We start from the raw sequence: 24,710 nt of genomic DNA, 5'->3' as shown, positions 1-24,710 counted from the left end.
TGTTATATCAACGATAATTGAGCTACACATTCGACGTGTGCCGTATGGGGAAACATATCCACCGGCTGTAAATACTCCACCTTATAATCTTTAGACATATAATCAATATCTTTTGCTAAGGTAGAGGGATTACATGACACGTAGACAAACTTTTTCGGCTTTACTTTTTTGATTGCGTCTAATAGCTTACGATCACAGCCTGTTCTCGGCGGGTCAACGACAACTACATCTGGGCGCCAGCCTTCTTCTACCCATTTTGGCAGCCAGTGTTCTGCTGTGCCTGTTACATAGGTTGCGTTTTCGATACCGTGTCTATCTGCATTTTTTTGTGCATCTGTAATCGCAGCTTCGATTGTATCCATGCCGCGGACTTCACTTGCGCCATCTGCTAGCCATAAGCCAATAGTTCCGACACCACAATAAGCATCCGCTATTTTTTCTTGTCCTGTTAACGCTGCTGCTTTTTTTACTTCATCGTACAGCTTTACTGTTTGAACAGGGTTCAATTGGAAAAAGGCACGGGCTGACAATTCGAAGTTTAAATCACCTAGTGTTTCTTGAATGACTTCTTCCCCACTTAAATGGATGGTTTTTTCGCCAAAAATAAGAGACGTTTTGTTACCATTGATGTTTTGCACTAAAGATTTTACTTCTGGTAATCTTTTTTGAATTTCAGCCATTACTAATTTTTTTCTTGGCATTTCTTTTTGTGTCGTGATCAGTACCACTTGCACTTCTCCAGATTCAAAGCCAGCACGTGTTACAATTGTGCGGACGATCCCTTTTTGTTTCCGTTCATCATAGATTGGCACTTGGAATTCTTCTAAGATTTTGCGAACTTCTTCTGATACTTTATTCGTTAATGGATGCTGTACCATACAATTCTGAATGGGGATTAAGCGATGGGAATCAAGTCCATATAGCCCTGCAATCACCGCACCATTTTTTTGCTGTCCCACTTGAAATTGACTTTTATTACGATAGTTCCATGGATCTTCCATGCCGATTGTTGGCCGAATATCCAATTTATCGATTTTTAGCTTTGTATGTCTTTCTAATGATTGAATAACAATATCTCTTTTTTCCTGCAACTGCTGATCATAGGCTAAATGCTGAAGCTGACATCCTCCACATTGTTCATAAAAAGGACATGGTGCCTGTACACGAAAAGGCGAAGACTTTCTTATCTTTTTTACCTTTCCTTCTGAAAACTTGGGCTGAACCTTTGTTGCTTCTACTACCACTTCTTCTCCGGGAAGAGCACCTGGCACAAAGACAACCTGCCTTTTAAAATAGCCGACTCCTTCTCCATTTATCCCTAAACGTTTTATTGTCAATGGGAAGGTTTGTCCTACCTTCAGCTTCGCTATCGTATTTTGCTGTTTATCTTTCATCTATAATTACTCCTATTATCTTCTATTAAAAAGGTACTACTATCTTTCCTCATTCTGTCTTCTTCCTATACTAAAGCTTCTTTGGAGAAATATCCAGTTTCTCTTATTCCCAGAAGCTGAAAAAGATTTCCAGCTGATAAAAACTATATTCCCTCAGGTAAATAGCTTAATGACAAGTGAAGCAGCAATTGCTAAAATTATTGTACTAGTTACTTTTTTAATGAAATCTCCTGGGGCAGCTATAAAATTATTACTGTCAAACATCCCTTAAGGTATTGACATGTAGTAAATTCTAAGATATTCTAAACAATGCAAGTAATCACTTGCATTCATTCTTGAAAGTTGGATGGGATATGAAAAAAATAAATAGTACATCAGAACGAATCATTCAAGCGTTTATTGAGCTATTTCGTGATTACGGGTATAAAGGAACAACGACCCGCGCCATTGCTGAAAAAGCAGGTGTGAATGAAGTAACAATTTTCCGCCATTTTGGAAATAAAAAGGGGATTATGGAAGCAGCTATTCAATCAGTATCCTATCACCCTATGTTAGAAAAAGTTATTAATGAACAAATGGTTTGGGATCTTGAACAAGATTTGTGGGTGATCGCAGAGGGCTACCATACGTATATGGAAAAAATCAAAGATTTAGTTATGATTGGTTTGAGCGAGGCACAATTGTTTCCAGAACTTAATGAAACGATTGTTAACATTCCAAAGCAATTAAAAGATATGATGGTATTATACTTTAATGAGATGAATAAAAGAGGGAAGCTAGTAGATACAGATATTGATTTTCAAGCGATGAATTTTATCTGGCTGAATTTCGGCTACTTTCTTTCAAAATCTCGCTTTGGTGACAGTGTCATTTCAAGTTCCAAAAAGGATTTTATAAAACACAGTGTTTATCTTTTTGCTAGGGGATTAACACCCTAGCAATTTTTTTACTATAAATGCAAGCATGTACTTGCTTTAAAAAAAGGGGAATTTAAATGAAAACATTAAAACAATTTTTTAAACATCCTGAAACTATTATTGGTATTTCCACTGCAGTTGCATTCCTATTAATTTTCTTCTGTGTATGGATGACAGCATATGATGGCGTTAATAATCGAATCGACAAGCTGAAAATTGGCTTAGTTAATGAGGACCAACAAATAGGTTCCATGATTGAAAAAGAAGTGGTGAAAAATGTACCATTTGAAGTAAAAATGTACCAATCGATTGCTTCCGCAAAAAAAGATATGAATCAATCAAAACTAGATATGGTGATGCAAATCCCTGCGATCTTTTCTAGTCGACTGCAAGAAAATGAGATACCGGAAATTAACTATTTCATTAACCAAGCAAACGCTACTTTGGCAAAACAAATAATGGATGGAGCAGCAAAGAATATTACTCAATCCATTAATGAAAATGTTTATAATTATAAACAACAACTTATTCTGTCAAACTTACAGGAACAATTAGGAAAAAACGTACCCTCGAATGAGCTCGCTCAAGAATTTTCAAAGGGTATTTCTCAAGCCTTAGAATCTTTAAACATCCAATCTGTTCAAACAACTGTTGAAAAGACGAATAATGTTGATGGATTTGCTCCTACTATGGTGCCGCTAATGATGGTACTTGCTTCATATGTAGGCTCTATGATTATGAGCCTTAATATGAATATTGTTTCATCAAAAATAAAAAGCAATTATAATAAATGGTCGATATTCTTAGTAAGACAAATCATTAATATAGGTGCATCTATTCTTTTATCTAGCATCACATTATTATTGTTTGCTATATTTAATATTGAATTACACACATCCATAATAGAGTCAGGAATATTCCAAATTTTTGTCTATTTCTCTTTCTTAAGCTTGACACAGATGTTTGTTATTTTATTTGGACCAGGGGGCATGTTATTTAACATCCTTGCCCTTTCATTGCAGCTTGTTACTTCAGGAGTAATTATTCCAAAAACGATGTTATCTAGCTTCTATCAAACGATTGGTTCCTATTTACCGGCAACATATGCTTCAAATGGTTATTATTCATTGATTTTTGGAGGAAAGAGTTTAACAACTGAAATGATGGCTCTGCTAATCGTATCAGCTGTAACCCTTTTTGTAGCATTGTTTAGAATTGCTTTACTTAAAAAAAGCATTTCTACAAATAGTGCAATGAGTCAATAAGACTGTTCCACAAACGAAGTATTTAAAATAACCTTCTCATTAAAAAAGGACCATAAAATATACCCATTTTCACACCAAAACTTGTTTTTACTATCTACACTAAGTTAATACAAAAAATACTTTGGCTACGTGTGATTCTTTTGAATTTCAAGAAGTTAACATTGAGAATGAGACTGCTTTGCTTTTTGCAGGAATGTTAGTTGGCTGCTCTGACCAAAAAGATGACCAAACGGAAGATACCGAAACAGAAACACCAGCAGAGAACGAAAAAGAAGAATAAAAAAGTGAATATAGAAACAACAAAAAGGCTGATTAACATGTTCAGCCTTTTTTCTTATATACATTTTCTAAAAAAGCAGATTATTCCTCTTCTGAACTTGCTTTGTTTTTCAGAGCAAAATAATCTTTTAACATCACCTGATTTTCTGCTATATCTGCTAGTGTATACTGGTCTAATACTTTAAAAAACTGTTCCAATGCATTATTTAAAACATGCTTTAATGAACATACTGGCGTGATGACACAGGCATTATTATCATCAAAACATTCTACCAAATAGAAGTTTTCCTCTGTTTGGCGGATAACTGCTCCAATGTTAATATCTGCTGGATCCATTGCTAAGCGAAAACCACCGCTTCTTCCTCTGATTGTTTCTATATAGCCTAATTTCCCGAGATTGAAAATAATCTTCATTAAATGGTTTTTCGATATATTATAAACTTCCGATATTTCTTTGATATTTGTTAGTTTTGGCTGTTCTTGTGTTGCCAAATAGATTAATACTCTTAGAGAGTAGTCAGAATAATTGGTTAACCGCATAACTCTATCTCCTTTTGTTATTTTTACGGTTCTGATAGTGAAATTGTGAACATTTTGTTAAACATGTTAAAAACAGTGAAAAAGATGCATTTAAAATATTGCTTTTATCGAGACAGAATCCTATCATTAAAGATGTATTTTAAATATTACTTTAAAAGAAGGTTATAAAAATGCTATCACAAAAAACTATTGACATCATTAAATCTACTGTACCAGTATTACAAGTCCATGGTACACAAATAACTACTGTTTTCTACAAAAATATGTTTGCTGCCCACCCTGAACTGCTGAATATTTTCAATCATGCTAATCAAGCACGAGGACGCCAGCAAACCGCTCTTGCTAATACCGTATTAGCAGCAGCACAAAATATTGATCAGCTTGAGACTATTATACCAGTTGTAAAACAAATCGCCCACAAACACCGCAGTTTAATGGTGAAAGCCGAGCACTATCCAATCGTCGGGGAATTTCTTTTAAAAGCTATTAAAGAAGTCCTAGGAGATGCTGCAACAGATGAAATTATCCAAGCATGGGCTGATGCTTATGGTGTAATTGCACAAGTATTTATTGATATCGAAAAAGAAATGTATGAAGAAAGTGCTTCTCAAAATGGCGGTTGGTCTGACTATAAAGAATTTAAAGTGATAAAGAAAGTAAATGAAAGTGATGTTATTACGTCCTTTTATTTAGCTCCAGCTGACGGAAGTTCGTTACCAGCCTATGAAGCAGGTCAATACATTACCATCCGCTTATCCATTCCTGGGGAAAAATTCTTATTTAACCGTCAGTACAGCCTATCATGTGCCAGCAATAAAGAATATTTCCGTATTTCCGTTAAAAAGGAAGCGTCAGTAGAAAATCCGGATGGCAAAGTTTCTAATTATCTTCATAGCGATATTAATGTTGATGATCTAGTAGAAGTTACCGTTCCAGCTGGTGACTTTACCCTTTTAAAAGAAGAAAGCCCAATTGTTTTTATCAGTGGAGGTGTTGGTATCACCCCATTTATGAGCATGGTAGGAAGTATTGCAACAGAGCAGCCCAATCGCGAGGTACACTTTATTCATTCTGCAAGAAGTGGTTCCATCCAAGCATTCAAAGAGGAATTAATCCAACTGAAAGAAAAAATTACGAATCTCACTCTTTCTTATATATACGAAAATCCTTCCGAAGAAGATAAGCTAAACCCATTCTTCCAAAAAGCTGGCTATATTGATGCAGACTGGCTAAAAGAGAATGCCATTACGACAGATGGACATTACTATGTCTGCGGCCCAGTTCCATTTTTACAAGCAGTGATAACAGGATTGAAGAAAAATGGGATTGATGATAGTCATATTCATTATGAATTCTTTGGTCCTTCTATGAAGTTATAAGAAAGAAAAAAGCCATTTGTCCGCTGACAACTGGCTTTTTTCTATTAATGGATATCCCGTTTCTTAAAGTTACCGCCTTTTACTTCTGATACATCATAAATAGCGACAAATGCTGTCGGATCTAATTCATGGATAATCTCTTTCATTTTTCTTTCTTCCATCCGGCTGACTACACATGTAATTTCTTTAAATGGCTCATTTGAGTATCCGCCTTCTGCAAGTGTATATGTTGCACTCCGACCTAGGCGGTCACGAATGGTTTCAACCATTACTTCTGGTTCATCTGTAATAATTTTAAACGTTTTGGATCCACTTAAACCTTCTTCTACAATGTGAATTACTTTAGAGGCAATGAAGTATGCAATCGCAGATAAAATAGCTCCTTGAAGACCAAATACCGTAGATACGAAAATAAATACAAACAAGTTTAAAAATAAGATTAAATCACTTGTTCCAAATGGTAATTTTCTTGAAAGCAATACAGCTAACATATCAATTCCATCTAATGCTCCACCATTACGCAAGGCTAAACCCATTCCAAAACCGATAATAATCCCGCCAACAACTGTTATTAGAAGCGTATCTCCTTCAATGATGGTCGGGACATGGTGCATTAAGCTTGTACTAATAGCTAAAGAAAGTATACCGATAACCGAATATATAGCAAAACTTTTTCCTATCTGTTTATATCCTAAAAATATAAAGGGAATATTTAGTATTCCAATCAAAATTCCAAGGGGGAATCCCATTAACTGAGAACCAACGATACTTAAACCAGTAACCCCTCCATCAGATACTGCATTAGGAATAAGCACTGCTTCCAGCCCATATCCAGTGATAATTCCTCCAATAATAACTAATAATGCTCTTGAAGCCATAATAAGCTTCTTTGGTTTTTTCTGTGTCTTTTTCTCCATTTACTTTCCTCGTTTCAAACTATTTAAATAATCAACTTATTTATATTTTACCATAGTTAATTGTTAACAACTAAAGATAAGGCTAAAGAGCTACTCAATACTTCTCCATAGGTATAGGGATGCATAGCTTAAATACGGATGCCATTCCGGGAGCAACGCCTCCATTTCTTCTTTTGTCGGCTTTTGATCCAATTGTAAAAGCTTTTTCAGCGCATTTTGAATCCCTATATCTGCAATGGGAAAAAGATTATTCCTTCCTAATCCAAATAATAATAGATTCTGAATAGTCCATTGGCCTATTCCTCGATAGCGGATTAATTCTTTCATAATTTCGTCATCAGACTTTTTTTCTAAACTTGCGATATCTAAATTACCTTTTATTATTTCATTGGAAAGATCGATAATATACTCAGCTTTTCTTGTACTAAATTGCAGTTCACGCAATTCTTGGACAGTAAGCTTTGCTACTGTTTCTGGTGCTGGGTAAAACCAGACACCATCTTTTTGAAAACCATATGTAGTCACAAAACGCTGGGTTAAGGTGAAGGCAAACTTTAGGTTTAGCTGTTGATGGATTATACACTTTACTAAACTGTTGTAAGGATGAAAATCTAATACAATCGGTGTTCCATAATGCTCCTCAAAGAGCGGCTTTAATTTGGTTGATTGAAAATGTTCATGAATGGCGAGCAATGATTCATCCCACCGGAAAATTCTGCGGATTTCTTTATAAATGAGGTCATGCAATGAGGAATCTATTTCCTCCCACTCTAAGCGAAATGTTGGTTTTTCCGTTATTCCAGTTGCTTGTATCTTCACCACGATTGGTTTGTTATCGATACGAAGTGGTACTTTTACCCATCTTGCTTCTTTATCTAGTACATGTAGTGGATCTAAGGCTAATCTGCTTAAGACGAGATCAAAATTATAAGGTCCTTCAATTTTAACGGTATGCAAAGTGATCACCTGTTTTTTTCTTGTATTATAGCATGAAAAAGCCCAATAAAGAGAAGGAATTCTCTCATTGGGCATACTACAATTCTTATTGCATGATTCCTTCATCCATTTCTTTCTTCAATGTTAAATCGTCTAAGCTTTTAAAGATATAGCCTCTTTGTTTCAAATCTTTAATTGCTTGTTCTAATGCTTCTGCGTTATCTTTTGAAACAGTATGAAGTAATAAAATACAGCCCGGATGAACTTGTTTCATTATATTGTCATAGCTATACTTCCAACCCTTTTGCTGGTCTGTCTTCCAATCTACAAAGGCTAATGACCAGAACACTTGTGTATATCCTAACTCTTGAGCAAGCTTTAATGTTCTCTCACTAAAAACACCACGCGGGGGACGTAAGTAACTCATTCCCTTTTTCCCTGTTAGTGCTTCTGTTTCTTTCAGAACGGAATCAAGCTCCTGCTTTAATTTTTCATCACTAACTTGTGTAAAATCTGGATGATGGTAGGAATGGTTTCCAATAATATGACCTTCCGCAGCCATTCTTTTAACAAGATCTGGAGCACTTTTTAAATAATGACCAGTAATGAAAAACGTTGCAGGTACCTTTTCTTTTTTGAGAACATCAAGAATTTTTCCTGTATATCCATTTTCATAGCCATTATCAAAGGTTAGATAAAGTACCTTATCTTCACTGGTATCTTTATAATAAGCACCATACTTTTCCAGTAAAGTATCTAACTCTTGCCCTGCTTCTGCCGGTTGTTCATTTGCTCCCTTTTTAAATCCCCAGCTTAGCGGTTTATTGGATACACTCGCTCCTACAGGAAGGGCAAATAAACAAAAAGCAGAAAAGCAAATAAACGTTTTGATTGCTAATTTCAATGTAATTCCTCCTTTGCCGTTCATTCCTTTTGTTATTTTCTGTACACTGGAGGAATTCATTCTTGGTAATAACAAGCAAAGAAAAAAACGGCTAAGCTTTTAGCCGTTCTCACCACATTTATTTGTATACACGATCTTTAAATTGCGCTAATTTTTCTAAAGAAGACATTTCAATATCTTGATGAAGAGAATTACCATGAGCATCCATTGTCACCACGGCTTTAAATCCCTCTACCTTTAAATGCCACATCGCTTCAGGAATTCCAAACTGCATAAGGTCTACACCTTCTACCGATTTAATGCAATCAGCGTAATATTGGGCCGCTCCGCCAATGGCATTTAAGTAGACACCGCCATGCTCTTCCAATGCTTTTAATGTTTTAGCACCCATACCACCTTTTCCAATCACTGCGCGGATACCAAATTTTTTCATGATATCCCCTTGGTAAGGCTCTTCCCGAATACTTGTTGTTGGTCCAGCAGCCTTCACATGCCAATTTCTATCTTCATCTTTGAGCATAACTGGTCCACAATGATAAATAATTTGTCCATTTAAATCAATAGGAGCATCATTTGTACTTAAATATTTATGGATCGCATCTCGCCCTGTGTACATCATTCCATTAATTTGGACAACATCTCCGACTTTTAATTGACGGATTTCCTCTTCACTAATTGGTGCTTGAAGGATAATGACTTCCTCTGCTGCCGCTACTTCATTTTCTTCCGTATCTGCTTTGAAATCGATTTTATCTCCTTCTTGATATTGCCACTCCTTAATTTCCCCTGTATCAGGATTTACGGAGATAGCCAAACGGCGGAATGCCCAGCAATTGTAAGCAACGGATACAAAGAAGCTTGCGGGAATACGGTTCATTACGCCAATTTTACAGCCTAACAGTGTTGTTTCCCCGCCGAATCCCATTGTACCAATTCCTAGTTTATTCGCATTCTCCATGATGTACGCTTCTAGCGCCGCTAATTCTGGAATATCATTTGTATCATCGACAGAGCGGAATAGCTGCTCTTTCGCTAAATCATATCCTGCAGAACGGTCTCCACCGATACCGACTCCAATGAAACCAGCACTACAGCCTTGCCCTTGTGCTTGATATACAGAATGAAGAATACATTTACGAATTCCGTCTAAATCACGACCAGCACGGCCAAGACCTTCTAATTCACATGGAAGGCTGTATTGGATATTTTTATTTTCGCAGCCTCCGCCTTTTAAAATTAAACGAATATCGATATAATCCTTTTCCCACTGTTCAAACTTTATGACAGGTGTCCCTGCCCCTAAATTATTCCCGCTATTTTCCCCTGTAAGTGAATCAACGGAGTTTGGTCTGAGCTTCCCATTTTTCGTTGCAAGCTCCATCGCTTCATAAATAGCTGCTTTTATATCCAGCTGATTGACAGCAATAGGTGTTTTAATTTTAAATGTTGGCAGCCCTGTATCTTGGCAAATAGGTGAGACTTCCTTATCTGCCATCCCAATATTTTGCGTAATGGTCGCTAAACTCATCGCCGAACGAGTCCCAGCATTTTCTGATGCAGTAGCTTTTGCAATTGCACGGCGCACATCTTTTGGAAGATTGGTCGATGTTTCTACAATTAAATCGTAAATACTCTTCTTCAGATTTTCAAAATACATGCTTCTCCCCCTCATTTGAAAAGCGCAAGGCATACCTTGCACATTTTTTGTTACATACAAATACTCCCTATAAAAAATTATACTCTTCTCTTCGGCGATAGAGAAGTGATTTGCAATCGTTTACAGAAAATTACTATAAATTTTGGTTTTCTTTATAGAAAAGAAGAGATATCCTTCATCTGGAGGAGATCTCTTCTTAACAATCATCATTTCTAAACCTCAGCCACTTTAAAGACGCCTTGTATTAAGATAATGCATTTTCTACTTCATCTATTAATTGCTGTGCATCGATTTCGACTGGGAATTGAAATTCTTTATCATTAATAAAGACAGTTGGTACCATCTTCACTTGGCGCTCGATGGCCTCTGCTGTAATTTTCAAACTAATATCAATTGTTGCCGGCTCTTCTTGTAAGCCATATGTTTCTGTTAACATCTGCTTAATAAAATCACTATCCTTCTCACTCCATTGGCTTTGCTTCGCAAATAAATCCTTCATGATTTCATAGATGCGCTCTGGCTCATTATAATCAAAAAATAAGTTTGCCAATGTGCCATATAATAGCATTTCACGTGGTTTATCATAATGCTTAATCACATATTGTACTTTCCCATTCTCTATATATGGTTTTAAACTTTGATCAGCTGCAGCAAAGAAAGTAGCACAGTAGGGGCATGCTAAATTTAAAAACACCTCTACTTTTACTGGAGCATCTTTGCTTCCGTAACTTAAAAATGCATTTTTAATTGTGGACATGATCTTTCCTCCTTATTTTATGTTAGTGGGAATAATAGAATCATCCATTGTTACCGCGTCTTTAATACTAATGTCCTTTTTTAGTAGCTCAGCTGCATAAAAAGTATCTGCAAGCTTTTGTTGACTGTTAATAATATCTTCATTTATTTTTTCAACACCAAAGGTTCTTCTTTCATTTGCCTTTTGTAATGGTGCCTCCTCTAATCCAAGCTCAGAAGCTAAGATTTTAGCGACTTCGTCTTTATTTTCATTTGCCCATTGATCTGCCTTTTGTAACTCTTCTAAAATTATTTTTGTAACTTCAGGTTTTTCCTTTAATAATTTTTCTGTTGCAAAATAGAATGTCCGATTTTCTGTCAGGTCTTTCCCATTGATTACTGTTCGAGTATTAACCTTATTTTCGACAATTGCTAAATAAGGATCCCAAGTGCCATATACATCAAACTCACCTTTAGTAAATGCAGCTAATCCTTCCGCAGCGTCTTTATAGAATTTTATTGTTACATCATCTAATGCAATGCCTGCTTTTTCCAATGCAACTAGCAATAAATAGTGCTGATTCCCACCTTGGGTAACCCCAATGGTTTTTCCTTTTAAATCTTCGACTGTTTGGATAGATGAGTCCTCTTTGACTATAAGAGCTACACCTTCTGGATAAGGAGATTCTGAGGCTACATAATGTAACGGATGACCACCAGCTTGCATAAATACGGCATTCCCATCAGAGGCATGTCCGAAATCAATATTATCTGTATTTAAAGCCTCTAATAACACAGTTCCTGTTGGAAACACCTTCCACTCTACTCGGTAGCCAGCATCACTTAAGGCTTTATCTAAATTCCCATGCTCCTTTAGAATATTTAAGGTATTCCCTTTTTGATAGCCAATAGTAATGACTTCTTTATCCTTATCCACCGATGTATTAGAATCCGTTGAAGCCGTATCTCCACATGCAGCTAAAACAATAGCTGTGAATGCAGCAACGATAAATAGTGAAAATTTTTTCATCTTTATCCCCCTAAAATCTGATTAAGTATTTTTGTTTCATAATAAGTAAATTTATCATTGCGTTCACGAGGTCTTGGCAACTCAATAATTTCATCTAATTGAATGATCCCTTTATCGATAACAATAACCCGATCTGCTAACCTGACTGCTTCTGTTACATCATGGGTTACTAGAAGAGAAGTAAATCTTCTCTGCTGCCATATTTCCTCTATTAAATTTTGCATTTCCAATCGTGTGAGAGCATCAAGTGCTCCAAGTGGTTCATCAAATAGAAGAATATCAGGATTACTCGCTAAAGCACGGGCAAGGGCAATTCTCTGCTTTTGACCACCTGATAATTGATCTGGCCAATCCTTTTTCTTTTCCATTAATCCCACCCGTTCCAGTGAGTTTATCGCGTCATTTTCTTTATCTGCACCTAGTTCAATATTTTGTATAATATTTTTCCAAGGAAGCAGGCGATCATCTTGAAACATAATGCGAATCTTAGGTTCTCGCTCCCCTTCACCAGAAAAAAGTAAACTCCCTTTTGAAGGCTGTTCTAACTTTGCAATAACGCGAAGCAATGTACTTTTGCCACATCCACTACGCCCAACAATTGCCGTAAAGCTTTCCTGTTCAAGTGATAGATTAATGTTGCTTAGTACTTCATTTGTACCGAAACTTTTGGCTACCTCTTTTAATTCTATTTTGAACATATCATCACCTCATTCCATCTTAATCTCGTCGATAAGCGGGATTCCATTTTAAAAATCTTTGTTCGAGCAGTTTTGCGAGAAAATCGGATAATTTACCTAAGATGGCATACAAAACAATTGTTAATACAACAATATCCATTTGCATAAATTCTCGACCATTTGTTGCCAAAAAACCGATTCCAGCATCTGCACCAATCGTTTCCGCAACAATTAAGGAAGTCCACATGACTCCAAGAGCATATCGCACTCCGACTAAAATAGATGGCAAGGCACCTGGTAAGATAATATTTCTAAAAAGCATCCATTTATTTAAACCATAAACAGATCCCATTTCTACTAATTTCCGATCAACATTCTTAATTCCATTAAATGTGTTGATATAGATTGGGAACATAACCCCTATTCCCACTAAGAAAATCTTGGCACTCTCTCCAATCCCAAACCAAAGTATAACAAGGGGAATTAAGGCTAAGTGTGGAATTGTTCGTATCATTTGAATAGATGTATCAATGACTCTTTCAAAAAATAAAATGGTTCCATTAAATAAACCTAAAATAAATCCTAATATTCCCCCAATGACGAAACCGATAAATGCCCGCTGTGTGCTTATCCATACATGTTCTTGTAAATCACCTGTCCCCCATAAGCTAATTCCTGCTTTTATGACCTCTACTGGTGTTGGCAAAATAGAAGAAGTAATGATCTGAAACTGTCCTAAAATTTGCCACAGTACAATAAGGAAAATAGGAAGGATCCATGGTACATATGGATTGTCATACCACCTTTTGCTTTTTTTCATTTTTTCACCTTCCATACAATGTAAAATTAATCGTAACGTTCTTTATTATAGTAATTCCAATCGGATTTGTAAACATTAAAATTTTTAATTATCAGTAAAATCAACCTATAAAAAAACACCCATCTGCTGAGTGTTTTTAAACAATCTATTTTTTATTGATGGGAAGCTTTATCCCCTCGAAAAAGTTTAAGAAGTGGTTTATAAATCTCTATGTTTAAACTCATTACATTTTGATTCAATTTCATCTATCATTTCAATTAAGCGATCAATATCCTCTAGTTCAGCTTCTTCTGGATCAATGGCATCTAGCACATCCATAAACATATTTAATCTTGTCTTTAGAAAAGTAACTTGCTCATTTTTATCTGTAATTGAACTACCCAATGTATTCTCTCCTTTCAAAACTACTTCTTAATCGTAACGAATTTTTCTTCTTTCGGCAACCTTCCTCTTTTTAGCTTGGCACAGGTATTATTTTTTTACACATTCATAGAGGAAAAAGAAAGAAACATCTAGTCAAGATGCTCCTTTCTGTTTATTTATTGACACTTTCCTTCCCTAACCCTGTAGCTATATAATCGATAATTCTATCCATCACTTGAGGAAAAAGCTCTGTTCCTATTTCATCTTTATGCAATCTTATCATCATAATCGCTTGGATAACTCCTACCGTTAATTCTGGATTCTCTTTAGGTAAGACTCCACGATCCATAAGAACTTTGATAGCATTGATTCCTCTTTGAGTATGTATCCGCGAGAATTCTTCCATCTGTTCCGGAAGTTTTCTTGTAAGTCTTTCATGTTCATCACTCTGAAACACACGTTGAAGAAAGGGATTTTCCTCCACAAATGTGAAGGATGTATGAAAAAATGAAGTAAGCAATTCCTTCGGAGAAAGATCTTCACGAAATAACTCAGCAAGAACTGTCTCACGTACTTCTTCTTCATTTTTTAGAATTTCGAAATAAAGCTCCTCTTTAGATTGAAAGAATTTATAGAATGAGCCCTTAGCAATCCCGCATGCCTGTACAATATCATCAATAGTTGTTTTAGCCAGTCCATACTGTATAAAAATTTCTCTTCCTTTTTCCATAAGGGCATGATGGATATGCTCTTTTTCCTGTTTTGTAAATTTAGGCATGATAAATCTCCTTTTAATATTTTTATGACTTTTTATAGACATTTAGTCACATAATGTTTATACTTATCTTAATCTCTTTGTAAATAAAAGTAAATAAGTAATAGTATATTTTTGAATTTATATGACTATAAGACCTTTTTCGTTCACATAAAGAGATGACGATGGAGGGGAAATTCATTGTTAGATCTATTTCCTCTCCTTTCACTATTGAATATAAAGATGGAGAGATGAAAATGAAGACCTTAGAAAAAGCATTTGAATTTGAAAAATTATATAATTTTCGTGATATTGGCGGCATGACAACCAGTGACGGGCGCAAAATGAAAGCTGGTGTATTATTTCGTTCAGAAGAGTTATCTAAGTTATCCAACAAAGATTTGGAAACCTTCGATAAATTGAATATAAAAGCCATTTGTGATTTAAGAACACCTAATGAGCAAAAATCAAAGGTAAGTCGTATCCCGACTGGAAAAAGAATTCAATTATTAAATGTATCCATCCATGATAAAAGCCGAGAATTCACCCGTCTTGAATTCTTTAAATTTCTAGTTAGCAAGTCAAATACCATTGATTTTGAAAAGATCATGAAAGAAATGTATGAACATATGGCATTTGGCTGTCATAAGGAAATTCGCGAAATTCTTATCTTTCTTTCAAACCAGCAAAATATTCCTGCCCTGATTCATTGCACAGGAGGAAAAGACCGAACTGGCTTTGTCTCAGCAATTATTCAATTACTTGTGGGTGTCCCATATGAAGCGGTTATAAACGAATATCTAGTATCAAATCAGTTAATAGCTGCTCGTATGAAGAAAGTCGAAACTTTTATTAGATGGATGAGTTTGTTTCAAGTATCGCCAGAACGATTAAAACCCATGTTAGAAGTTCAGCGTGATTATTTAGAAGACGTATATAGAAAAATCATCGAAGAGTACGGAAACATAGAAACTTATCTTCTGGTGGCTTGTAATATTCCTCAAAGCAATTTAGACAAGCTCAAACAATTATTAATTGAATAGAAAGTTATGAGTTATGATCTTAAATATAGAAGTTTTACATGTGAAGATGGATTTAGAGAAAATTACTTTCTACCCAGCAAGTTTATTAAAAAAAAGACAACCGCTACATAAAAAGAGCATCTTCTAAGACTTAAGATGCTCCTTTTCTCTACATTATTGTAGGGCTGTCCCCTTTTCCTTTACTTCCATCTCTTCTCTAACAGCAGGAAGCTGGGTTCCTTCTTTCATTTCTGACGATTCAATAATTTGATCTTTCGTAGTAGCTATCTTATTCGTAATTTGGTTATATTGTCTCTTTGTTTGAAAGTAGAGTTGTCTGAAATCCTCCGTAATTTCTTTTAAGTCCTTGGAACGCTCACGCACAGTGGATTGAATTTGCTTGTACAATCTCTGAGTATCATTCGTAATAGCTTTCATGGCATCAGAAGAACGATGGAATCTTTCCTTCCAATCCTTTTTAAATTCATCTGGGTTATCTTTATAACTCTGAACAATGCGAGTGCTTCCATCTTTTAAATTCTCGAATTTCTGCATCGTTCTTTTTCTTGTAGCTGGATCAATTAGAGAAACTGTGACACCAATGACACTTCCAATTACTAAGCCTGTTACAATTTTATTTCCTTGATTTGCTGCATTAGACATATCATTCATCTCCCTTCTTCTCGTTAAAGATTCTTTTCCCGCCTACGTAATATTTAAACAAAAACGTTTGACAGATAGGATTTTTCCTTTAATAATGACAAGGGGCCTTTTATCCCTAACAATGGAAAAAAGCATTCTATACCTTTTTTACACATAGATATAGTTTAACTATTTATTTTATAAAGGAGCTTATAATGATTACTGAAAAAAACATAATTTCTCCAAGCATTGATCCTTGGGAAGCTTATATGGATATGGAGCAGCATGGAAAATTAACCTTATCTAACATTGAATTTACTACAACAACCTTATGTAATATGCGCTGCGAGCATTGTGCTGTTGGTTATACTCTTCAACCAAAAGACCCGAATGCTTTACCGATTGATTTATTACTAAAAAAACTGGATGAAATTCCGCATCTACGCTCACTAAGTATTACTGGCGGAGAGCCAATGATGAGCCGAAAATCTGTAGAAAATTATGTGGTCCCTCTTTTTAAATATGCACATAGCCGCGGAGTAAAAACACAGTTAAATTCAAATTTAACACTAGGTCTGGACCGTTACGAACCCGTAATTCCTTATTTAGATGTGCTGCATATTTCTCATAACTGGGGAACAGAAGAGGAATTTGCAGAACGAGGTTTTGCGATGATGACAAGAAAACCAACTTACGAACAAAGAGGGAAGCTATTTAACAACATTATTACAAATAGTAGAGCTTTAGTAGAAGCTGGGGTAGTTGTCTCTGCCGAAACCATGCTAAATAAGCGTACACTCCCATATTTAGAGCATATCCACCGGCAAATTGTTGAAGAGATGAAATGTCAAAGACACGAGATTCACCCTATGTACCCTTCAGATTTCGCTTCTGCTTTAGAAACATTATCACTAGATGAAATTCGTGACAGCATCAATCACCTTCTCGATATTCGCGATGAAAATGTGTGGATGCTATTTGGTACCCTTCCATTTTATCCGTGTAATACGAAAGAAGAAGATCTACAGTTATTAAATCGCCTTTATTCTAGCAAAAATGTTACAGTTCGAAATGATCCTGATGGTCGTTCTCGTTTAAACGTTAATATTTTTACTGGAGATGTAATTGTTACTGATTTCGGTGACACTCCAGCACTTGGCAATATTCAAACAGATCATTTAGAAGATATCTTCCAAAAATGGCTATCCACTGATTTAGCTCGTTCGCTAAATTGTCATTGTCCTGCTGTTAAATGCCTTGGACCAAATGTCCTTGTAAAAAACAGTTACTATCAAGATGTGGATTTTACAACAAGAAAAGCAGTAATTAGTCGATAATAAAAAGTAGTGTCCATTGATAGTTGATGGACACTTTTTATTGTGCGTTGTGGGCGTTTTTGCAAGATGATTTTGTACTATTGGTATATGTTTACGGTAAGGAGAAATGCTGTTTTTCTTTTTGGCTTATGAACACCATTTTTCTCTCTTCCCTCCGCTTTTTGGCTTTCATATCCCTTATGAACACCACTTTTCCGCTTAGCTCCCCTTCTTTTGGTTTTCGTTTCTCTTATGAACACCATTTTTCTCTTTCCTCTCCGCTTTTCTTGCTCTCATCCTTCCTATGAACACCACTTTTCCGCTTAGCTTCCCTTCTTTTGGTTTTCATTTCTCTTATGAACACCATTTTTCTCTTTCCTCTCCGCTTTTCTTGCTCTCATCCTTCCTATGAACACCATTTTTCCACTTAGCTTCCCTTCTTTTGGTTTTCATTTCTCTTATGAACACCATTTTTTCCAATTATCCCCTTCTCGTTTAGCTTTTCATCCTCCATAAAAAAGCCACTTTCTCCGATCCACTCTCTATTCCTGTTCGCTCCCCAACACCTTCTCCTAACAAAAAAAAAGACTGACATCCATAGTCAGCCTTTTATCCATCCATTTATTTCGGTTTTTCGCTTGCGCTAAATTCAAAGGAAATATGATCTTGGACGGGAATCCATGCACCAATTCCTTGAGAAGTTACATTTTTAACTATAATGGATTTTTTGCTACCTTTAAGCATCATGTATACTTCACCATATGTCACTTTTCCTTTTTCATTAACTGCAGGTGCATAACCGAATAAATATCCAAGTCTTTTAGCTGGGATATTGTATACTTGGTCCTTTTTCGTTCCTGTTCCAACCACTGTTTCAAATGCAAGAGATAATCCTGAATTTTGAGCTGCTTTTACAAGCATCATTTTCTTCACTTGTTCTGCATTGGGAATTTTTGCAGTTAAGCCGCCCCTAATTTTTTTCTGTGATTCTTGCACATAATGGATCTGGTAGGATGATTTCCCACCACGATTATCATAGAAATTGGTATTTATTTTCTGATACTCCCAATTTGGCGCCGTTTCTGTTGACTCATAGTTAAGCGGCCATTGTCCTAAATAGACAATTGCTTTATAGCCAAGAGCAAATGGCGTACTATTAACCGTAGACTCATTCAACATACGAATCAAATCTGGATTATCGATTTTCACTTTAGAAGAATTAATAAGCTGCTGTGTTAACTCACTAGGTTGTAGCTTAGGCACATCCTGTGTTGGGTTTGGATACGTATTTTCCTTCGTTATATTCATAACTGCATTAGGTATGGTAATAATTTTGGATTTCGGTGGATTTTCTTCTTTTTCTTTCTCTTTTGCTTTTTCCGCATATGTGAACATTGGAAGCATTAAGAAAAAAGATAAAAGCACAATCATTATTTTCTTGTACATAGCAATTTGAACTCCCTTCAAATAATCATCCATCACTATGATTATTTTTTTCGGAGTTCATCAAGATTATCCATTATAAAATAATTTTTTTCTTTCCTTCTATTTAATTACAAATTTTCCCGTCAGCTTAGAACAGTATGGATGGAAAAATTGAATAGCTGGACCAAGTCCAAAAGCAATGATTAAGGTACCAAGCCCAATAGGTCCTTTTACTAAAAAAGCGAACAATAAAGCAAGTATTTCTCCAATTAGCTTAGCCATCATAAGATTGACTCCATATCTCTCCTGAATGGTAACCATAAAATCATCAATGGGATTTAAAGGAAATTCAGACTGTAAGTAGAGAGCAATCCCTAGACCAACAATAATTAACCCAGCAATAAGTAAAAGTAATTGACTCATAAACATAAAATAATGAAGACGATTAACAAGATGCGCCATCCAAAAATCAACAAAAAAGCCAAGAATAAACACGGTTGCAAGAGATAATAAATTTGGTCTTTTTCGTAAAAGAAAAGCATTAACAAATATAAGGAGGATACCTACAATAACAATCCAGCTTCCGATTGTTAATCCTACCAAATGAGACAGGCCTACATTAAGAGCATCCCAAGGACCAGCTCCTAAATTAGCCTTAATAGTCAACGTTGCCCCAAACGCTAATATAAAAAGCCCGCCAACGTACAAAAGCCATCGATAAAACAATGACGACATACATTAAACCCCTTTCTCCACCCATCCTCTTACTTTCATTCATATGCATACGAAACTTAAAACTTGTCCTTTATCCTTAAAAATAAATAATCAGAATATTTACATTTATTAAATATTATTGTATAATAAGATCATCAAATAAAAGGAGGGCAGCTATTTAGATCGCTTGGATTTTAGTAAAGGAGGAAAATATAAACCTTTGAATATTCATCAATCAGAATGTAATCCACATTACAAAAGGAAAAGAGGTTGGTGATCCGATGGAAGCGACATGATAGATTCCCTAAACAACATATTTAAATCAACGAATACTTAAAATTTATTATCGAAAAATAAAGAGGTGAATAAAGAAAAAGAGGCCTAGCCGTTGTAAAGAAAACGGCTAGGCCTTGTTTTTCTAAATTATATAGTCTTAAAGCAAATAAAACCCAATTCCCATAATCGCATAAGCTGCCAGTAAGGTTGCTCCCTCAAACCAGTTTGTCTCTCCATCATTTGAAATACTTACCATTAGCAATACAGCTGTTACCATACTAATAAGTTCTGGCAGCGTAAAGACTAATGATAATCCACTTGGGAAAAACAAGGAAATTAATACTAATAACGGTGCAACAAACATCGCAATTTGCAACGTTGAACCAATCGCAATTTCAACCGCTATGTCCATTTTGTTCTTGTATGCCATTACAACAGCAGAAGCATGTTCTGCAGCATTTCCTACAATCGCCACAATAATGATCCCGATAAATAACTCAGACCAGCCAAAGGATTCTGCAACTACCTCGAAAGTATGTACTAGGTTTTCTGACACATAAGCAACTGCTAGTGTTGCAATCGCCAAAATAGCAATACTTTTTTTCACAGACCATTCTGGAGTTTCCTCATGAGCATGACCGTGGTCTCCACTCTTTTCCACTTGATAAACCCCGCGATGAGTTACTAATTTAAATAAAAGTGCTGCCAAATACAATACAATTAAAATAATAGCGATCCCAATACTTAAAGAAAATGTTTTTCCTTCACCCATATTCATCGTGAAAACTTCAGGAATAACAAACGCAACGATAACGGCGAAAATCAGCAGTCCTGAGTTATGACGAGCATCAAAAACATTAAATTACTGTCTCTTATATTTTAACCCGCCGATAAAAAAGGACAACCCAGCTACAAGCAATAGATTCCCCAGCACAGATCCAGTTAAGGATGCTAATACTACTTCTGTTAACCCCTCACGTAAAGCAAATATAGCAATTATTAATTCTACAGCATTCCCAAAAGTAGCATTTAATAATCCACCAATTCGAGGGCCAGCGACAATAGCTAAGCTTTCTGTTGCTCTCCCCATAAAACTCGATAACGCGATGATGGTAAGACAGTAAATAACAAACATAAGAATACTTGACCAATGTAACAAGGAACCTATTATCGATAATGGAACCCCAATAAATACTGCAATCATAAATATTTTATTAACCATTTTTTCGCTTCCTTTCACTATCACCTTCATTTATTTTTCCCATCCGGCTGGAGGCTAAACTTATTATACAGCTACTTTCCCTAAATATAACCAATTTTCAAGAAATTTTACTGCTTTAGGAAAAGAAAAATAATATTCTTACTTCTCAAAAAAAATCTATTGCAATACTGTTCAATCCCCTTTAACATCATTTAGGGAGACTAAATATAAACCCAATGTAAGGAAAAAATAAGGAGTATATTATGAACAGTAAAAAATTTGCCGTATTAATTAGCATTGTCAGTATTTCTGGATTTAGTCAAGGAATGCTGCTTCCATTAATAGCAGTTATTTTTGAAAGTGATGGTCTTTCTTCCAGTTTAAATGGCTTAAATGCAGTGGGACTGTATATAGGGATTCTGCTAATCTCTCCTTTTATGGAACATCCCTTGCGTAAATATGGGTATAAACCCGTTATCGTTTTTGGCGGGTTGGTTGTTATTGTTGCACTAGCGCTTTTTCCAGTGTGGAAATCCTTTTGGTTCTGGTTCCTTCTTCGTTTATTTATTGGTATTGGAGATCACTCTCTCCATTTTGCAACCCAAACATGGATTACTACCGCTTCACCAAAGGAGAAACGCGGACGCAATATTTCACTATACGGTGTATTCTTTGGGATTGGATTTGCAGTGGGACCATTGTTAACACCCTTAGTAAAAATAAATGAGTCGCTGCCATTTATTCTTTCATCTATTATGTGCTTTATCGCATGGATCTTTATTCTCTGGATTAAAAATGATTTTCCAGAACAAACAGTAGAAACCAATTCATTTCTCGATACAATGAAACGCTTTTCTAGTGCTATGAAGTATGCATGGATTGCTTTTCTTCCACCGCTTGCCTATGGATTCTTAGAATCAAGCTTAAACTCTAGTTTTCCTGTGTATGGATTAAGAATTGAATTAAGTGTCGTCCAGATTTCTCTCTTGCTTACCGCCTTTTCGATCGGAGCCATTGTCTTTCAGCTTCCTTTAGGAATGATTAGTGATAAATTTGGCAGAAGACAGACACTTATAACGATTTTAATTATCGGTACTGCCTGCTTTTCTTTCGCAAGCCTATTAGAAGCTTATTTAATCGGCCTTATCATCTGTCTCTTCCTCGCAGGAATGGCAGTTGGCTCTACCTTCTCTTTAGGCATTAGCTATATGACCGATTTAGTTCCATCTAATCTTCTGCCGACTGGAAATCTTCTTTGTGGAATGGCCTTTAGTGTTGGAAGTCTCATTGGTCCATATTTGGGAGGATTGTTTATTCAATATTTCCAGCATATAAGCTACTTTGTAGTGATTGCTGTTATCTTATTTATTGTTGGTTTGATTATTTTCCTTTTCGGGAAAAAAGAAATGAAAAATCAATATTTAGCAGAAGCAAAATGATACCTGGTTCATACAATATGTGGTAAGATTATCTTATAAAACTAAATATCAAAAAATTATTTTTATTCGGGTATTTATGCTGTCACCTTTCTAGGTGGCAGCTTTCGTGTTTTTTAAGGGTATTGAACTTGATTCTCGCTCTCAATAAGAATGGTTAACAAAGGAGGAAAAACGAATGTCTACAGAAACAGAATTAAAAACCTATATCGAAACAAAGCTAGAAGCAGAGCCTACTCTATTTGCCAAGCTATCTCCTCATCTCGAATTAATTGCTGCAGGGATAAGCGGAATTTTCATTGTAAGCGGCTGGATTTTACACCACTTTCATTATTCTTCTATGTCTATCCTAGCCTACTTACTTGCTTTTGTGATTGGCGGCTATGCAAAGGCGAAAGAGGGAATTAGCGAAACGATTGAAAATAAAGAATTAAATGTCGAAATGCTCATGATTTTTGCAGCAATTGGTTCTGCTATTATTGGATATTGGGCAGAAGGAGCGATATTAATATTTATCTTTGCTGTAAGTGGAGCATTAGAGACTTATACTATGAATAAGAGCAATAAAGAAATATCTGCTCTTATGAAATTGCAGCCAGAAGAAGCTGTCCGAATCCTGCCTGATGGCCAAGAGCAAGTGGTTCCAGTATCATCTCTTTCTGTCTCCGATATCATTTTAATTAAACCAGGTGAAAGAGTACCTGTGGATGGAAAGATTATTAAGGGAACTACAGCAATTGATGAAGCAGCTATCACCGGTGAGTCTATTCCATTATCTAAGGGAATTAATGATGAAGTATTTGCTGGTACCGTAAATATAAGCGGGTCGATTACCGTCACCCTGACCAAACATGCAGACGAAACTCTTTTCCAAAAAATTATTACATTGATTCAATCAGCACAAAGTGAGAAATCCCCTTCGCAAGCCTTTATCGAAAAGTTCGAAGGTGCCTATGTCAAAATTGTATTAACTATTGTTGTCCTATTAATGTTCCTTCCCCATTTCCTTTTAGGGTGGTCATGGAATGAAACTTTTTATCGAGCAATGATTTTTTTAGTCGTGGCCTCTCCTTGCGCCTTAGTTGCAAGCATTATGCCAGCCACATTATCAGCGATTTCTAATGGAGCAAGAGCTGGCATCCTTTTTAAAGGTGGCGTTCACCTAGAAAATCTTGCGCATGTAAAAGCAATTGCTTTTGACAAAACAGGAACATTAACAAAAGGAAAACCGGTTGTAACAGATGTCCTGGTTGATCAACATTTTTCAGAGAAAGAAATTATTCAAATAACAGCTAGCATTGAAAGCCATTCAAATCACCCACTTGCAAAAGCAATTGTCCAATACGCTAAGCTGAAATATCAAGAAACATTCCCACAGCCAGAAAGCATTCAAGATAATTCAGGCTGGGGTGTTACAGCCCTTTTGAATAATGCCGAATGGCGGATCGGAAAAGCTGCTTTTGTAGGCGAAAAGGAAGCAAAGGCTTTCCAACAAGGAAAATATGATCAGTTATCAAAAGAAGGAAAAACAACTGTATTTATAAAAAAAGATGCCGATGTGATTGCGTTAATTGCATTAAAGGATATTGTAAGAGAAGAATCGAAAGAAGCTATTAACCGTTTAAAGGAAAATGGTATTTATACGGTTATGGTAACAGGAGATAATGAAAAAACAGCAAAAGCCATCGCCCAAGAAAGCTATGTAGAGGACTATATTGCTGAATGCTTACCAGAAAAGAAAGTAACCTCTATTAAAGAGTTAAAAGAGCGATATGAAATCGTGGCTATGGTTGGAGATGGAATTAATGATGCACCAGCTCTCGCCACAGCAAATGTCGGTATTGCTATGGGCGAAGGTACAGATGTTGCTTTGGAAACAGCGGATGTTGTTTTAATGAAAAATGATTTACCTAAAATTGCTGATGCCATTCAACTATCTAAACGGATGAATCGCATTATTAAACAAAATATTATCTTTTCTATTTCGGTCATTATGCTCTTAATTATTTCCAACTTCCTGCAAATCGTTGCCCTTCCTTTTGGTGTTATTGGACATGAAGGCAGCACCATCTTGGTTATTTTAAATAGCTTGCGGTTATTAAAAGGATAAG

24 protein-coding genes and 1 pseudogene are annotated in these 24,710 nt (G+C 35.8%); 8 read left to right on the top strand and 17 right to left on the bottom strand.

Going from position 1 to position 24,710, the window contains the following annotated elements; translation table 11 throughout:
- Positions 1-2: 2 nt before the first annotated feature.
- Positions 3-1,394, bottom strand: coding sequence for a 23S rRNA (uracil(1939)-C(5))-methyltransferase RlmD (gene rlmD / locus NSQ89_RS00885; RefSeq protein WP_095322555.1), 1,392 nt, complete (start codon positions 1,392-1,394; stop codon positions 3-5).
- A gap of 353 nt (positions 1,395-1,747) precedes the next feature.
- Here rlmD and NSQ89_RS00880 point away from each other — a divergent pair, with 353 nt between their 5' ends.
- The 3 genes from NSQ89_RS00880 (at position 1,748) to NSQ89_RS00870 (ending at position 3,856) form a co-directional block, all read left to right on the top strand.
- On the top strand, positions 1,748-2,332 hold the full coding sequence (locus NSQ89_RS00880; protein WP_047941700.1) for a TetR/AcrR family transcriptional regulator: 585 nt from the start codon (positions 1,748-1,750) through the stop codon (positions 2,330-2,332).
- A gap of 56 nt (positions 2,333-2,388) precedes the next feature.
- The gene (locus tag NSQ89_RS00875) at positions 2,389-3,576 is read left to right on the top strand and encodes a YhgE/Pip domain-containing protein (RefSeq protein WP_095322556.1); all 1,188 of its coding nucleotides are present in this window, start codon (positions 2,389-2,391) and stop codon (positions 3,574-3,576) included.
- A gap of 121 nt (positions 3,577-3,697) precedes the next feature.
- Positions 3,698-3,856, top strand: a complete 159-nt coding sequence (locus NSQ89_RS00870; protein ID WP_341132081.1) for a hypothetical protein — start codon at positions 3,698-3,700, stop codon at positions 3,854-3,856.
- An 80-nt stretch (positions 3,857-3,936) separates the two neighbouring features.
- Here the strand turns inward: NSQ89_RS00870 and NSQ89_RS00865 are convergent, their stop codons facing one another.
- Positions 3,937-4,395 carry an RrF2 family transcriptional regulator gene (locus NSQ89_RS00865; RefSeq protein WP_047941702.1) on the bottom strand — a complete coding sequence of 153 codons (459 nt, stop codon included), beginning with the start codon at positions 4,393-4,395 and terminating at the stop codon, positions 3,937-3,939.
- 170 nt (positions 4,396-4,565) lie between these two features.
- Here NSQ89_RS00865 and hmpA point away from each other — a divergent pair, with 170 nt between their 5' ends.
- Positions 4,566-5,774, top strand: a complete 1,209-nt coding sequence (gene hmpA / locus NSQ89_RS00860; RefSeq protein ID WP_095322558.1) for an NO-inducible flavohemoprotein — start codon at positions 4,566-4,568, stop codon at positions 5,772-5,774.
- A gap of 44 nt (positions 5,775-5,818) precedes the next feature.
- On the opposite strand, the gene NSQ89_RS00855 is transcribed toward hmpA, so the two are convergent.
- The 10 genes from NSQ89_RS00855 to NSQ89_RS00810 all read right to left on the bottom strand — a co-directional run bounded on the left by NSQ89_RS00855 (position 5,819) and on the right by NSQ89_RS00810 (position 14,591).
- Complete coding sequence (locus NSQ89_RS00855; RefSeq protein ID WP_047941704.1) at positions 5,819-6,691, bottom strand: YitT family protein; 873 nt, start codon at positions 6,689-6,691, stop codon at positions 5,819-5,821.
- Positions 6,692-6,781: 90 nt separating this feature from the next.
- A complete protein-coding gene (locus NSQ89_RS00850; RefSeq protein WP_061799863.1) occupies positions 6,782-7,648 on the bottom strand; it encodes a DNA-3-methyladenine glycosylase family protein in 867 nt (288 codons plus the stop codon).
- A gap of 85 nt (positions 7,649-7,733) precedes the next feature.
- Positions 7,734-8,555 (bottom strand): delta-lactam-biosynthetic de-N-acetylase, encoded by an 822-nt coding sequence (gene pdaA, locus NSQ89_RS00845; protein WP_095322565.1) that lies wholly within the window; start codon positions 8,553-8,555, stop codon positions 7,734-7,736.
- A 94-nt stretch (positions 8,556-8,649) separates the two neighbouring features.
- Entirely contained in the window at positions 8,650-10,188 is a 1,539-nt protein-coding gene (locus NSQ89_RS00840; protein ID WP_341132080.1) for a fumarate hydratase, read from the bottom strand.
- A 244-nt stretch (positions 10,189-10,432) separates the two neighbouring features.
- Complete coding sequence (locus NSQ89_RS00835; RefSeq protein ID WP_047941707.1) at positions 10,433-10,945, bottom strand: thioredoxin domain-containing protein; 513 nt, start codon at positions 10,943-10,945, stop codon at positions 10,433-10,435.
- Between the two features lie 12 nt (positions 10,946-10,957).
- Complete coding sequence (locus tag NSQ89_RS00830) at positions 10,958-11,953, bottom strand: aliphatic sulfonate ABC transporter substrate-binding protein (RefSeq protein WP_047941708.1); 996 nt, start codon at positions 11,951-11,953, stop codon at positions 10,958-10,960.
- Between the two features lie 2 nt (positions 11,954-11,955).
- A complete protein-coding gene (locus NSQ89_RS00825; protein ID WP_047941709.1) occupies positions 11,956-12,651 on the bottom strand; it encodes an ABC transporter ATP-binding protein in 696 nt (231 codons plus the stop codon).
- Between the two features lie 19 nt (positions 12,652-12,670).
- Positions 12,671-13,450: an ABC transporter permease subunit gene (locus tag NSQ89_RS00820; protein ID WP_047941710.1), complete on the bottom strand. Its 780-nt coding sequence runs from the start codon at positions 13,448-13,450 to the stop codon at positions 12,671-12,673.
- A 198-nt stretch (positions 13,451-13,648) separates the two neighbouring features.
- On the bottom strand, positions 13,649-13,834 hold the full coding sequence (locus NSQ89_RS00815) for an SE1561 family protein (RefSeq protein WP_047941711.1): 186 nt from the start codon (positions 13,832-13,834) through the stop codon (positions 13,649-13,651).
- A gap of 151 nt (positions 13,835-13,985) precedes the next feature.
- On the bottom strand, positions 13,986-14,591 hold the full coding sequence (locus NSQ89_RS00810) for a TetR/AcrR family transcriptional regulator (RefSeq protein ID WP_095322560.1): 606 nt from the start codon (positions 14,589-14,591) through the stop codon (positions 13,986-13,988).
- 233 nt (positions 14,592-14,824) lie between these two features.
- Here NSQ89_RS00810 and NSQ89_RS00805 point away from each other — a divergent pair, with 233 nt between their 5' ends.
- Positions 14,825-15,610, top strand: a complete 786-nt coding sequence (locus NSQ89_RS00805; RefSeq protein WP_047941823.1) for a tyrosine-protein phosphatase — start codon at positions 14,825-14,827, stop codon at positions 15,608-15,610.
- Positions 15,611-15,763: 153 nt separating this feature from the next.
- Here NSQ89_RS00805 and NSQ89_RS00800 read toward each other — a convergent pair whose 3' ends face one another.
- Positions 15,764-16,252, bottom strand: coding sequence for a YtxH domain-containing protein (locus NSQ89_RS00800; protein ID WP_047941713.1), 489 nt, complete (start codon positions 16,250-16,252; stop codon positions 15,764-15,766).
- A 194-nt stretch (positions 16,253-16,446) separates the two neighbouring features.
- Here NSQ89_RS00800 and yfkAB point away from each other — a divergent pair, with 194 nt between their 5' ends.
- Positions 16,447-17,568: a radical SAM/CxCxxxxC motif protein YfkAB gene (yfkAB, locus tag NSQ89_RS00795; protein ID WP_047941714.1), complete on the top strand. Its 1,122-nt coding sequence runs from the start codon at positions 16,447-16,449 to the stop codon at positions 17,566-17,568.
- Positions 17,569-17,645: 77 nt separating this feature from the next.
- Here the strand turns inward: yfkAB and NSQ89_RS00790 are convergent, their stop codons facing one another.
- The 4 genes and pseudogenes from NSQ89_RS00790 to cax form a co-directional block, all read right to left on the bottom strand.
- Positions 17,646-17,810 (bottom strand): hypothetical protein, encoded by a 165-nt coding sequence (locus NSQ89_RS00790; protein ID WP_328283041.1) that lies wholly within the window; start codon positions 17,808-17,810, stop codon positions 17,646-17,648.
- A gap of 358 nt (positions 17,811-18,168) precedes the next feature.
- Complete coding sequence (locus NSQ89_RS00785) at positions 18,169-18,993, bottom strand: YfkD family protein (RefSeq protein WP_341132079.1); 825 nt, start codon at positions 18,991-18,993, stop codon at positions 18,169-18,171.
- A gap of 99 nt (positions 18,994-19,092) precedes the next feature.
- Complete coding sequence (locus tag NSQ89_RS00780; RefSeq protein ID WP_047941716.1) at positions 19,093-19,707, bottom strand: YczE/YyaS/YitT family protein; 615 nt, start codon at positions 19,705-19,707, stop codon at positions 19,093-19,095.
- A 412-nt stretch (positions 19,708-20,119) separates the two neighbouring features.
- Positions 20,120-21,184 (bottom strand): annotated as a pseudogene (gene cax / locus NSQ89_RS00775) (calcium/proton exchanger).
- Positions 21,185-21,426: 242 nt separating this feature from the next.
- Between cax and NSQ89_RS00770 the strand changes: the two are divergent.
- Complete coding sequence (locus NSQ89_RS00770; protein WP_144580237.1) at positions 21,427-22,602, top strand: MFS transporter; 1,176 nt, start codon at positions 21,427-21,429, stop codon at positions 22,600-22,602.
- A 175-nt stretch (positions 22,603-22,777) separates the two neighbouring features.
- Positions 22,778-24,709 carry a heavy metal translocating P-type ATPase gene (locus tag NSQ89_RS00765; RefSeq protein WP_095322564.1) on the top strand — a complete coding sequence of 644 codons (1,932 nt, stop codon included), beginning with the start codon at positions 22,778-22,780 and terminating at the stop codon, positions 24,707-24,709.
- Position 24,710: the final 1 nt, after the last annotated feature.

The sequence above is a fragment of the Niallia sp. FSL R7-0648 genome (assembly GCF_038007005.1).
Classification (GTDB): Bacteria; Bacillota; Bacilli; order Bacillales; family Cytobacillaceae; genus Niallia; species Niallia circulans.
Note: the sequence above shows the minus strand (reverse complement) of the source record. Positions and strands in the feature narration are given on the sequence as shown.